The sequence below is a fragment of the Fibrella aquatica genome, from assembly GCF_041321135.1.
GTDB lineage: Bacteria > Bacteroidota > Bacteroidia > Cytophagales > Spirosomataceae > Fibrella > Fibrella aquatica.
In genome coordinates, this window is record NZ_JBGGWF010000008.1 from 78,996 (window position 1) to 92,388 (window position 13,393).

Annotated in this window: 9 protein-coding genes; 2 read left to right on the forward strand and 7 right to left on the reverse strand. The window is 50.5% G+C overall.

Translation table 11 applies throughout. The annotated features are described in order from the left end of the window. Positions 1–42 precede the first annotated feature (42 nt). A complete protein-coding gene (locus ACAW87_RS17835; protein WP_370724997.1) occupies positions 43–2,409 on the forward strand; it encodes a PAS domain-containing sensor histidine kinase in 2,367 nt (788 codons plus the stop codon). A gap of 135 nt (positions 2,410–2,544) precedes the next feature. Continuing rightward, positions 2,545–4,482: a DNA polymerase III subunit gamma/tau gene (locus tag ACAW87_RS17840; protein WP_370724998.1), complete on the forward strand. Its 1,938-nt coding sequence runs from the start codon at positions 2,545–2,547 to the stop codon at positions 4,480–4,482. Between the two features lie 79 nt (positions 4,483–4,561). Here the strand turns inward: ACAW87_RS17840 and ACAW87_RS17845 are convergent, their stop codons facing one another. From ACAW87_RS17845 to ACAW87_RS17875, 7 genes are all read right to left on the reverse strand, one after another. Then, positions 4,562–6,088 carry a tagaturonate reductase gene (locus ACAW87_RS17845; RefSeq protein WP_370724999.1) on the reverse strand — a complete coding sequence of 509 codons (1,527 nt, stop codon included), beginning with the start codon at positions 6,086–6,088 and terminating at the stop codon, positions 4,562–4,564. Between the two features lie 133 nt (positions 6,089–6,221). Continuing rightward, on the reverse strand, positions 6,222–7,568 hold the full coding sequence (locus ACAW87_RS17850; protein WP_370725000.1) for an MFS transporter: 1,347 nt from the start codon (positions 7,566–7,568) through the stop codon (positions 6,222–6,224). Positions 7,569–7,622: 54 nt separating this feature from the next. Then, a complete protein-coding gene (locus tag ACAW87_RS17855; RefSeq protein WP_370725001.1) occupies positions 7,623–8,054 on the reverse strand; it encodes a hypothetical protein in 432 nt (143 codons plus the stop codon). A gap of 40 nt (positions 8,055–8,094) precedes the next feature. After that, positions 8,095–8,529, reverse strand: coding sequence for a hypothetical protein (locus ACAW87_RS17860; protein WP_370725002.1), 435 nt, complete (start codon positions 8,527–8,529; stop codon positions 8,095–8,097). Positions 8,530–8,634: 105 nt separating this feature from the next. Further along, a complete protein-coding gene (locus tag ACAW87_RS17865) occupies positions 8,635–9,084 on the reverse strand; it encodes a DUF4920 domain-containing protein (RefSeq protein WP_370725003.1) in 450 nt (149 codons plus the stop codon). 176 nt (positions 9,085–9,260) lie between these two features. Beyond that, the gene (locus ACAW87_RS17870; protein ID WP_370725004.1) at positions 9,261–12,497 is read right to left on the reverse strand and encodes a DUF7948 domain-containing protein; all 3,237 of its coding nucleotides are present in this window, start codon (positions 12,495–12,497) and stop codon (positions 9,261–9,263) included. Between the two features lie 108 nt (positions 12,498–12,605). Next, positions 12,606–13,241, reverse strand: a complete 636-nt coding sequence (locus ACAW87_RS17875) for an ABC transporter ATP-binding protein (RefSeq protein ID WP_370725005.1) — start codon at positions 13,239–13,241, stop codon at positions 12,606–12,608. Positions 13,242–13,393 lie beyond the last annotated feature (152 nt).

Consider the following 13,393-nt stretch of genomic DNA (forward strand, 5'->3'; position numbering starts at 1 on the left):
CTATCCGTAGGCTAGTTGTACCTTGCAGTATCTGCGCACTGTATGTCAAGCCAACTTATTGAGGCTACTCAACCACTATTGATGGTACCCGATCAAACGAATGACCTGTCTCTGTCTGCCCTTCTAGACGTACTGCCAGAAGGGATTTCCTGGCTAAAGCCAGTGTATAGTTCTAGCAATGAGGTTGTTAATTTTAAATTTGTTTATGTCAATGATATCATACGTACCCAGTCCAGGAAGTCCGGTTTCCCACTTGAACCGGGAGAGCTGTTTTTAAACAGTACGCAGGTCAGACCTGCTTATTTTCAGAAGCACTTCGATCTCTTAGTACAGGTGTTGCAATCGGGCGTTTCGCAGACCTACACGCATTTTAATGAAGTGCTCGATGGGTGGTATTCTATCACCCATCAGCCCATGAATGGCGGTGTGCTGAGTGTGGCCCGGAACGTATCGGAGCAAATTCAGTCAGATAGAGCGATGGCTGCGCAAACGGCTCATTTACAGGCGGTAATTGATCATTCGCAAACGGGTATTTTCGTCTTCAGCCCTGTTTTTGATGATAACGGAGCGCAGATCATCGATTTTCGGTTTAAGACCATTAACCGGATGGTGGCCGCGTTGGTTGGGCAAACCCCCGACCGGCTCATTGGTGCCGTTGCCTCCGAGTGGTTTATTAGCTACCGCGAAACGGGCCTTTTCGATCACTATCTGCATACGTACCTGACCGGCGAGTCGCAACGGTTTGATATCAATTACAACGTGGATGGTTTCGATGTCTGGTTTGACGTGCAAAGCGTAAGGCTCGACGAAGATGTGCTCGTGACGTTTACCGATTATACATTGCTGAAACACGCGCAGCAAAACATTGAGCAGCAAGCCGCCCAAACCCGGAAACAGACAGAATTGCTCAATCGAATACTCGACAGTTCAGAAAGTGGAATCATGGCTTTCGAAGCCATTCGGCACGAAGTAACCAACGCTATTGTCGACTTCCGCTTCCTGATCATCAACAAAGCGTGTAATGCCATACTGAATATGCCCGTCGATAACCTGACGGGGGAACGACTGTACACTGTTTTTCCCGGAAACTGGGAAACCGGGTTGTTCGATTTGTATGTAAACACAACCGAGACAGGAGAGCCGGGTCGCAGAGAAGTATATTACAAACACGATGGCCTGGATATCTGGTTAACGATCTCGGCGCAGCAGCTAGGCGATGGGTTTGTAGTGACGTTTAATGATGTGACCGCTTTGAAACTGGCCAATAGGGCCATTGAAGATGCTGCCAGCGAACTGACAACGGTTATTGACACCTCACAGACGGGTATTTTTCTGTTTACACCGGTTCTGAACGGGTTGAAGGAAATTGTTGATTTCCGGTTTAAAGTGGCCAACAAGCAACTGGGTACGTATGTTGGGCAAGAACCAACAGCGATTATTGGCGAGTTGGGCAGCCAATGGTTTCCCGATTACCTGAACAACGGCCTGTTTAATAAGTATCGGGATGTATATGTTACGGGACAAACTCATCGGTTTGATTTTCACTACGATGGAGGCGGAATCGATGCATGGCTGGATATAATGGTGACAAAAATGGGTGATGCTATTCTGGTCACCTTTACCGATTATACGGCGCTGAAAAAATTACAGCATCAACTCGAACAGACGATTGATGAACTGAAACGCTCGAACGCCAACCTGGAGCAGTTTGCTTATGTGGCTAGCCACGATTTGCAGGAACCGCTCCGCAAAATTCAATCATTCGGTGATGTATTGCAGCACAAGTATTCAGGTATACTAGAGGAGGAAGGCGTTGGCCTGATTACCCGGATGCAGGTGGCGGCCAACCGAATGTCGGGATTGATTCGTGACCTGTTGGCCTACTCGCGGCTGGCAACCCGCACCGATAATGTTCGAACGGTTTCGTTACCTCATGTTCTGGCGCGGGTACTCGATGATCTGGATATGTCTGTTCAGGAAACGGCAGCAGTAATTCATGCCGGTCACCTACCCGTTGTAACTGGCGACGAGATGCAACTACGTCAGCTCTTTCAGAATCTGCTCTCGAATGCGCTGAAATTCAAACCACTCAACAGCCATCCCATTATCAGGATTGTCAGTCAGCGAATTACGGCCGATGCCTTGCCAGTGGGTGTTGTACCTATTCGTACATCCATGTACTACGAATGCATTGAGTTAACAGACAACGGTATAGGGTTCGATCAAAAATATGTTGATCGGATTTTTCAGGTTTTTCAGCGTCTGCACGGGCGTAGTCAGTATGAAGGAACGGGTATTGGTCTGGCTATTGTACAGAAAGTAGTGGAAAATCACGGTGGCGCAGTTACTGCCACTAGCCAGCCTGGTCAAGGAGCCACGTTTGCCATCTACCTGCCGGTTGAAATTTAAAATTTAATGTTCAATGTCTAAGGTCCAACGTTGCGCTGCCTGATTACCATCTCGGCACAGCAGCGCAACGTTGGACTTTAAACACCCCTCCTCCCTCCACATAGGTTTTCCGACCTGCTCCCGTTATCTTTGAGTATGGATAATTTTGTGGTTTCGGCCCGGAAATACCGCCCCGCCACCTTTGATACAGTCGTTGGTCAGGGGCATATCACCACCACCCTCAAGAACGCAATCAGGACCAATCAGTTAGCCTCGGCGTTCCTGTTTTGCGGGCCTCGTGGTGTAGGAAAAACCACCTGCGCCCGAATTTTGGCCAAAACAATTAACTGTACCAATCTGACGCCTGAATCAGAAGCCTGCGATCAGTGCGAATCGTGCGTTAGTTTTAATCAGAATGCATCGTTCAATATCCATGAACTCGATGCCGCCTCCAACAACTCGGTCGATGATATTCGGAATCTGATTGATCAGGTACGTTACCCACCTCAGTCGGGAAAGTATAAAATTTATATCATCGATGAGGTGCATATGCTCTCGGCGGCGGCCTTCAATGCGTTTCTGAAAACGCTGGAAGAGCCGCCCACCTACGCCATTTTTATTCTGGCAACCACCGAGAAACACAAAATTCTACCCACCATTCTGTCGCGCTGTCAGATCTTCGATTTCAATCGAATCAAGACGGCCGATATGGCGGCGCACCTGGCCGATATTGCCGGTAAAGAAGGTGTCACGGCCGATGGGGAATCGCTGGAGCTTATTGCGCAGAAAGCCGACGGTGGCCTGCGCGATGCGCTTTCGATGTTCGATCTGAACGTCACGTTTTCGCCCGATCGGACGTTACGTTACCGGGAAGTGCTTGATAACCTGCATATTCTGGACTACGATTACTATTTCCGGCTAACAGATTTGTTGTTGCAGGGAAATCTGCCACAAACCTTGCTGGTGCTCGACGAAATTCTGCGAAAAGGCTTCGACTCTCATCAGTTTGTGGTAGGCCTCAACCGCCATTTTCGCGATTTGCTGGTGTGTAAAGATGCTGCCACGGTGCAACTGCTTCAGGTGACCGAGCGGGTACAGCAGCTTTATCTGAATCAGGCCGCTCAGGCTCCCGTATCGTTTTTGCTTTCGGGGCTCAGCATTGGTGGGCAATGTGATATGAACTTTAAACAGGCTAAAGATCAGCGCCTGCACGTTGAACTATGCCTGATGAAGCTGGCTAGCCTTCGTGATCTACTAAATTGGGAAACCCTGCCCGAACCAGCAGTCAACGGTCGTACGTCAGGTACGTCGGTGGCTACACCCGCTACCAACGGCATTGCCATTAGCACCGAGCAGGAAGGCGAAAAAAAAAACGGCCGGCCACACCCTGATAGTGGCCAATCTGCCGTTGGTGTAGGAGCAAGTGGTGGGGTAGTTGGTGATCAGGAAAGCGTGCCCGATACGCCTGATGATGGTACCGCAACCCAAGCGGCTGCCCGTACGGCCGAAACGCCGCCATTCACTAGTGAGCCCGTTGGTAGTTACCAGCCGTCTGCCCGGGTGGCTCCGGCTCGCCCCGCTGTGCCGCCTTTACCTCCGCGAACAACAGCCCCGGCTACCGGTGCTCCCTTGCCCGCTACCAGTCGGCTGCGCTCAACCGTGGGCATTGGAGCCAAACCCCAGGTTGTTGAAACAGAAGTGACGGTGGTAACTGGCGAACGACCCAGTCACCCCTTTACGGCCGTAGCATTACAGGCAGTCTGGAAAGAATTTGCGAGTCAGCGTCGTGTACAAACCGACAATGCAACTGAGCAGATTATACTGAACCGGGATTTTACGCTCGACGGTACCACGGTTAGTATAAATCTGGATAATCACATTCAGGCCGATCTGTTCACCAGTATGCTGCCCGAACTATTGGCTCATCTGCGGCAGAGTCTGCAAAACTGGCAAATTCAGATCGAACATGCCGTAGTGATGGCCGAGGTGAAAAAGATGATCTATTCGCCCCAGGACAAGTTTAATTACCTGGCGGAAAAGAACCCCGCCCTGCATACACTCCGACAGGCGTTAGGCCTCGAAGTAGATTATTAATCTACCGAACAATAAGGTGATTGGGGTGGCAAATTCTCTGCTGAAAAGTATTTGCTTACCCAATCACCTTATCGTTCGTTTATTTAATCACCAGTTTTACTGCGGCCTCCACACCTTTTGTGAGCATGGTAGTCAGGTACGTTGTTACCTTATCGGCAAAACCCGGCAGGGTAGTCAGGTCAGCTTGCCACAGGTTTTTGTCGGCTAGTACAGACTGGGTAAAATCAGCTACCGATTGGCTGTCGCCTGATGTTACGGCTTGCCACTTTTCGAAGAAGTAAGCCGCCTGCGCGTCGCGGATTGGATAAACCAGTTCGCCCTTACCCACGGTGATTTCGCCCACATAATCGCCTTCATCCGTTTGGCGATTGGCGCGCATGAATAGTAAAAAAGCGGCAAAGCAAAGTGCCATGCGGTCGGGAACAGCACCCGTAGCCTCGGCCAGCCGTTGCATGGTAGGTACGTTACGTACCTGCATTTTGGCCGACTGTTGCAGCGTGATATTCAGGAGAAAATGCTCGTTGAACGGGTTCCGGAACCGATCAAGTACTTCGCTGGCAAACTGCTTCACGGCCGCTTCGCCATCATCACCCGCCGTATCGGTTGGTACGCTGGGAGCAATGTCGTTCATCATCAGGTCGGTCACCAATTGGCCCATCAAGGGGTGGTTCATGGCGTCTTCTACCGTTATGTTACCCAGCAGGTAGCTGAGTGGCGTCATGAACGTGTGAGCGCCATTGAGTAGGCGGAGTTTGCGTTCACGGTAGAAACTGATGTCTTCGTCGATAATTAGATGCGTTGGACTTACCTCGGCAAAAGAAAGAATCTTCCGTACCCGGTCGTCGCCCTCAATAGCCCAGAAATAATAGGGTTCAGTGGCGGTTAGTAATGAGTCGGTATAGCCCGCTTTTTGTTCGAACAGCGCCGTTGCTTCCTCGTCAGGTTTGCCCGTTACAATGCGGTCGACGAGTGAGTTGCAGAAACGGACGTGGAACTTAAGCCATTTGGTAAACAGCTTACCCAGTTCGTTGTATTGGGCGGTGCGCTCAACGGCATCGCGCAGTCGGAGGCCGTTGTCGGGCAATAATTCGGTAGGCACCACCACCAGGCCCATCTTGCGTGAGCCACCCGCGCCTTTGAAGCGTTCGTACAGAAAAGCGGTTAGTTTGGCTGGAAATGATTTAGGTGGATCCTGGAAAATACTCTCTTCTACGTATTGCAGACCAACCTCCGTTGTGTTGGAGACTACCACTTGCAGCGACGGTTTACGGGCCAGCGCCAGTACATCGTTCCATTGGGTCTGGGCGGCCAATACCCGGCTAATGGCTGTTACAACCGTTTGCTGATCAATGGTTTCGCCGTTCTGAATTCCCCGCACCCAAACCGAGTAACGATTCTCCTGCTGAGCAAATTCACTGACATCGTTTCCCGTTGATTTCACGACGACGACTGATCCGTTGAAAACGTCTTTTTTATTGGCTTTATCGATCAAAAAATCGACCAGGCCGCGTAATAAAACGCCGGTACCAAATTGAAGAACACGTTCGGGAAGGGCTGCGGTGGGCGTTCCGACGGCTGAGATGACAGATGATGGGAGTTGATTCATGGGGCAAAATAAAGGGCAACTGATTCGTCTGTTCAGTGTGCCTACTGATTCTTAGCTAAAAATAAGCCTACGGCGCTTACACGCACCTATATTCGGCTGATTCCTTGCGAATTGTGTAAAAAAATGAATAAAACTACCGGGTTAAGGTAAAATCGGGGGCTAACTCTTCGTCAGAAACGGGTTCGAGTCTAGGGAGCACCAGGTGAATAAGTAACAGGGCCAGCAGGTAGGTACAACCGGCCATAATGAAGAGTGGTTGGTAACCAACCGAATTGATAATATCGCCGGAATAGCGTGCCAGCAAGATACCACCTACAGCACCAAACATACTGCCAATACTGGTGACCGAGGCCGTTACATTTTTCGGGAAAAGGTCGGAGGCGAAGGTATACATATTGGCCGACCAGCCCTGATGAGCAGCCGTGGCCAGTGAGATAAGCGAAATGGCGATTACCAGACTATTAGTCTCCGACGCATACATGATGGGCACCACGCAGAGGGCACAGATAAGCATAGTTGTTTTGCGCGCCCGATTGGCCGACCAGCCTGAGTTCATGAGTTGCGTACTGAGCCAGCCGAAGAAAATACTGCCCGCGTCGGAAACTACGTAAATGATCAGAAAAGGAACACCGAACGACTTTAGATCAAGCTTTTGATCGAGCGAATCGTTGGAGTTGAAGAAATCGGGGAGCCACGCCATGTAGAACCACCAGATGGGGTCGGCCATGAATTTACCGATGGCATAGGCCCAGGTTTGTTTAAACGACAGTAACCGCATCCATGATACCCGAAGTGGAGGTTCGTTAGGGGCGTCGCTTTGGATATACGCCAGTTCGGCAGGAGTGACGTGTTTGTTTCTGTGCGGTTTGGAGTAAGTGAACCACCAGAGAATGAGAAGCCCGAACCCTAGCAGGCCTGTGACCAAAAACGAACTCCGCCAGCCATAATTTAGAATCAGATGGGGAACAAATAGAGCCGTAAGAATAATACCGACGTTGGTGCCTGCGTTGAAGACACCATTGGCGTAGGATCGTTCGCGACGCGGAAACCACTCCGATACAGTTTTGATGGCTGCCGGGAAGTTGGCGGCTTCGCCAAGCCCAAGCGCAACACGGGCGAAGGTGAGCCCCGAGAGGGTTTGTATCACCGACGTACCTACGGCGGCAATGCTCCAGACCACAATGCCCAACGAAAAACCTCGTTTGGTGCCAATACGGTCGATGAGCCAGCCCATGAAGAGCAACCCAATGGCATACGCAAATTTAAACGCTGAATCGACCTTGCTGTACTCGACCCGAAACTGATCGATACGCTCCTGCGTCAGAATATCGGTTGGAGACAGACCGAGCATTTCCTTGCGAAAAAGCTCATCGGTCATGGTAAACGAGAGTACTTGCCGGTCGATGTAATTGATGGTGGTTGCGATGAACAGAAGCGCGACCATTCGCCAGCGAAACGTGCCGGGAGTAATAAGATTCATGCCCCCGAAAGCAAATCAGGGCTCGGATTTACTTTCAGGTTTGTGGTGTTTCTCTTACTGATCCAGGAGCGCCACATGCAACAGAGCCCGGCCCGTAACACCTGCCGTAGTTTCGCCGGTATATTGTCCTGTCAAGATCACTTTATACAACCGATTACCGAACAGAACACTCGTTGAATCGCTGATACCGCCATTGCGGCGTGTTGAACCTCCAAACCAGGCAAATAGCCTCACTGACCGGGTTTCCTGATTGCGCACCAGCCGCAACGATGCTGACAGATTGTCGGGAGCGAAACAGGAGGCATCTTTGGGGCAAATAAATACATTGACCGTGTCGGCAAAAACCGTTACGCCTGCTGATGTAATCGTTGATTGGCCTTGCCGAAGCACAATGTGATCAGTAGGGATCGGGATGATCGGTTCGGTAGATTTACAGGCACCGATCAACGTGAGGGCGGCGAGCAGAAAAGCGGCAGGACGTTTCATAAAGATGACCAGATTTAGAGCCAGAGAGTAACCGGTAATGCTATAGTTTCGATACCTCGATGATGGCTTGTGTTGCCGGCGAGGCGGGTTGCTTAACACTGGGATAAGGGGTCACATCGCGCAAAACGACTTTATAGGTTTCTCCGACAAGCACCACTGAGGTAGAATCAGCTCTCGGATGATTGCCTTTCGCCGTAATGTCGCGGCCTAATATCAAACGTACCTGCGCTTTGTCGGCGGCTTTCGACAGGGTTGTGTTCACAACTGAGTTGCCTTCCCAGATACAGGTAACTCCCTCCGGGCAACGGCTGTCAGTTAGCGAGTCAACGCGCACCGTGACGTTATTTTGTAACCGGGCAGACTGATCAGCTTTCAGCGCTACTCGATTAGTAGGCGCCACCTCAGCGGTTTTACAGGCGTAAAGCAGCGTCGATAGAAGTAAGAAAGCGGCGATAGAAGGGCGGAGGTATTCCATAATAAATCAGCTTTACATTAAAAAAAGCGTAGTCGATACATCTCAATGCCTTCGACTACGCTTCACAAGACCCTTACCCTATTCGGGAGGTTGGGATCGATTTTATTATTTCTTCACAATCACGCCATCAGCCACAAAGGTGAGGGCTTTCTCGGGCTCGGTGATTTTTGCGATCTCTTCTTTGCTTTTACCGGCATCTTCAGCATAGTGCCGCAATTCATCTACCGGAGTCAGGCTTTGCTGAGCCACGCCCTGAATAACAACCGTTTTACCCACGATGTCTTTTGGCACAAAGAAGCCGTAATCTTTGAAGGATACCCGCATGGTTTGCCCATCGACAGTGTTCACTTTCATCCAGCAGCCTTTCACTTTACATACCGATTCAACCGTGCCTTCAACTTTAGCGGGCATCTCTTTTTTGTCGGCCATCACGGTAGCCAATTGAGTGGCGGGAAGAGCTCCCTTCTCTTTGATTTTCTTACCGTGAAAAGAGTCCTGCGCAGCGGCTCCAAAAGTCAGACCCAGCATAAGGGCCAGTGTAGCAACGAGTTTCATATGAGTTTGTGTGTTTGATAAGCAAAGATAGGGGAAAGTTTAGCGTTCAATGTCTAGCCTTCAATGTCCAAAGTCTAATGTTCAAAGTCTAAGGCGCTTCGCTTTGTTGAACTCTGGTATGCTTGCGAAGCTATTTGGACTTTAGACGTTGAACATTGAACAATAGGTATCAACCTTCACTCCAACACCTCAATCCAACCTTTACACTGACTTCCGCCGGGGGTGGTGAGGAGGTAGAAATAAGTGCCGTGAGGCGTTTTGCGGCCCCAGTCATTGGCGTAATTGTCTGTTTTAAAAAGCAGTTTACCCCAACGATTATAGATGTCGAGTTTGGCGCCAGAGAAGCCAACATCAAATACATCGTTTTTGCCGTCTTCGTTGGCTGTAATGGTGTTGGGAATCTGGCTGAAATCCTCGTAAATGATAGGCAATTTCAACGACAGCGCACAGTCTTTTTTGGTGGCCGTCACTACAATTTCATACGTACCTGATCGCGGGTAGCGAAAGTTCTCGGGCACCCGCGTGCGAAGCGAATCACCGTTGCCCATGACCCATAAAAACTGATCGGCTCCCACGGTTGAATTAGTGAATGCAAGCCGGGTAGGCTTACTACAGTCGGGCTTAGATTCAACCTGAATGTTGGGCAAAAAGGAGTTATCGGTGCCAACGGTCACAGTTCGGTTTACTGAACAGCCATATTCGTTGGTGATCGATACACTGTATGTGGTAGTGGCTTTGGCCGTAACCACAATACTGGCCGATGCCGGATTACTTAGCCCGGCTGCTGGCGACCACAGGTACGTTACCCCGCCCTGCGCCGTGAGCGATACCGGCCGATCGGCGCAGAGTGTGGTGTCTTTACTGATTCGAAAAGCAGACGGAAACACGTTGATAACCTGTTGGGTAGAGTCTACCAACTTGCAGTTGAGCGGATTGTAAGCCCGAAGTTTAATGACATACTGCCCAGGTTTATCGAAGGTATAGACCGTTGAACGCGGATCGGTGGATTGTACGGCTCCGGCGATTTGCCATTCATAGCGACGCCCGCCAATGCTGGTGTTCTGAAAATTCAGTGTCAGCGGCGCACAGCCCTGAATTACGTTCTTTTTGGTGCCCTCGTAGGTGTCGAAAGCGGCCTGTAGTTTATCGGTATCGAATTTGAAGGCAATGTTGTTGCAACTGGCATTGCCCCGCGTTTTCGACCAGGCCGTAGCGGTGGCTGGAAACAGGTTGGTTCGGCAGCTACAGGCAGCGTGGTAAATAGTGCCGTCTCTATCGAATCGGCAGGTTCCTCCATCTACATGGTCACCATCGTCTGTTGCGTTGGCGGGGGAACGATTATCGCCCATAAAGGTGGCGTATAATAGTGATTTAGCGCCACGCTCCAGCACGCCAATCCAGAAGTTGCTGCCACTTGTTGTTGCCTTGTATGCGTCGACGGTAACGGGTAGGCCTGTTGTGGTACTGAAGGGGTTATAACCATTGTTGATATTAACGCTTCCACCCCAGCCTGCTATGTATATGTTACCGCAAGCATTTACCAGGAAAGCAGTGGGTGCAATATCAGGGCCTGTGATAGATCCGTTCGTCTGTAATGCTCGCGCGGTACCAATAATTGTCGAAAAAACGGTACGGGTCAGATCGGGCGACAGGGCGTGGATAAACTGGCCGCTTCGTGCGTTGTTATATACATCTGCCGATACGGGGTAACGCCCTTTGGTTAAGCCAAGAACGTGGGGTATGTTGTCGGGACCAATATCAACCAGATCAGCCACGTCGGAGAAAGGTGTTCCCAGGTACGTGAAGGCCGTGATTTTGCCGTTGATCAACCGGGCTAGGTAACCATCGTTCAAACCGGCCAGACTGGGTTGCAGACTGCCGGTAGTGCCCAGATTGGTGCTGTAGGTGGTGCCGCAGACGTACAGCGAACCATCGGGCGAAAGACGCAGTCCGTGCGCCTCATCGGTGCTATTTCCCGCAATGCGTGTAGACCAGCGGAGTTGAGTAAGATCGGCGGACAATCGGCAGACTACACCGTCGGAAAAACCCGAGAGGCTGGACCCGTCTGTTACCGGGAAATTGGTCGACTGCGATGTGCTAGCCAGATACACATCATCATTTTGATCAACAATAATTTCACCCCGGAACTCATCGGCGTAATTGAGCACATTGGTCGACGGGGTTGGAAATAAATTCAAGCCGTCGTTGTCAGATCCACCCAAAAACGTACTACTTACTAGTGATCTGCCTTCGCTTTGAATTCGGGTGATAAACAGATCACTGGCAACCTGATAGGTCAGAAAAGTGCCGTATACAGATGTGCCGCCACCAGGCCTTGAGGTAAGCGTGCGCTGGAAGGCCCCCGGTGATGTAGGGAAGTTTGGTGAGGCGGTGCTACCCATCACAATCAGTTCGCCTTTGCTATTAACAACGGTACTGTGGGGCAGGTCGGCTCCGGCCCCGCCAAGCGTAACAGCATATACTAATCGGGAACCGTCGGCCGAAAACTTCATGACCCCAACATCTGTTTGTCCGGCAAAATCGACCCGAAAAGCGCCCGTTGTTATAGGGAAATTGGCGCCCCAGATCGAACCGGCTATGTAGGTATTCCCTTCCGAATCGTAGGTAGCGGCGTGCCCAAAATTGTCGGCTATCGAGCCCGAGAAGGTTGTAAATACCAATTCGGGATCAACCGTTAACGTTTGTGTGCTGTCGTATCCTGTCGGAAACTCGAACCGGGCTACTTGTCCATCCAGTGCCCAGCGGGTTGGTACTTCAGTGGCTTTCTCGGCTCGTGTAACAAAGCTGTACGGTGCATTTTCCCGAAATTCATTTACTGATGTTTTAATAATGAGCCGGTTATCGGTCAGTGAAAGCTGATCTGCACCCGAATAGGCCAGCTTGATAACCGCTGGATTAGCGCCGGGTTGCACCACGAACTCATACTTTAGTGTCTGGTAGTAGGCATAGATGCGCAGATTAATGCCGGGGTATACGTCGTGGTAAATAATCTCGGGAAACCCCCGCACGCCACCTGCCCAGCGCGATGGATCTTTCCCCGTAAAATAGCTGTAGAACGTACCTACCGGGTTAATGCCTTCAATGCGGGCATGGCCGGTCTGATTGAGCAGCGAAACTTCAACGCCATGGGCGCGAATAGTGGGTAAAACAGGTTCAGTTGGGGCGGGGGCAGCATGGCGACGCGCTGTTTCGCGAGAATCGTAGAAGGAATAATGCAGTCCGTTTTTTTTGAGAAAAAGGTAACCGCCGGGTAAATCGGCGCGAAACAAAACGTCGGAATTCCATTGCCCCTTGTTTTCAACAAACACAATACCAGTTGTTCGGTTACCAGGTGTAGCCGAGCAGGATAGGTACGTTAGAAAAAGAGCGAAACAGAGTAGCAGAAAGCGCATAGCGGCAGGGTAGGGTATAGCCTTACTTAAAGCTACAAAGAATATACCAGAGCCCGTACCACTGGTCAATTATTCAGTTTCTGCGTAGCAGAGGAACAATCGTTCACCTTACCGTTTCCACTGCATCACGTCGAGTACATTGGAGCAGAAATCGTATTCGCTGGGCTGGTTCGAGCCGATTAACAGCAACACGGGTGGCTCTGTAGAGGGGGCAATGAGTTGGACAACGTGCTCATGATACCAGGCAGCACCTTGTCGGTCTAGGTTCGATGTAGGTTCGTCGAGAAGAACGATATTGGCTTCGGAGAAAAAAGCCAGCCCCAGCTTCACGCGTTGTTTCATGCCCGATGAGAAAAATTTGATTTCTTTATCGCGGGCGTGGGTAAGCATCATCTGCTCAATCAGTTCAGCAGATTCCATACCCTGTCTAAACGGTTTGAAGCGACGGTGAAAATCGAGGAGTTCGGTGAGAGTCAGTTCTTCGATAAGTTCGAGATAGGGAGCCGCCAGCACGATATGCCTAAACCAGTCGTCTTCATCAATTGGCTTGCCGTTGGTCAGGTACGTTAGTTTACCCGCCGATGAAGGCTGCATACCGGCCAGCACTTGCAGTAAGGTTGATTTGCCACTTCCGTTTGGCCCAACAAACGTGTAGCTGTTGCCGGCAGACAGCGTCAGGTCAACCCCGCGGAAGATCCATTCGCGGCGGTATTTCTTCCCGATCTGTTCAGCGACGATTTTCAAGTTTGCAGTTTTATGTTGCTTTGCCAGTACTTGACTTATTTAATTAACTGATCATGGCAACTCATGTAGTGTTTTTGTCATCCCGCAACGGCGGACCGCTCCTGACGTCGGGATGACAAAAACACTACATATTAACGTTTAGAAATAAATCG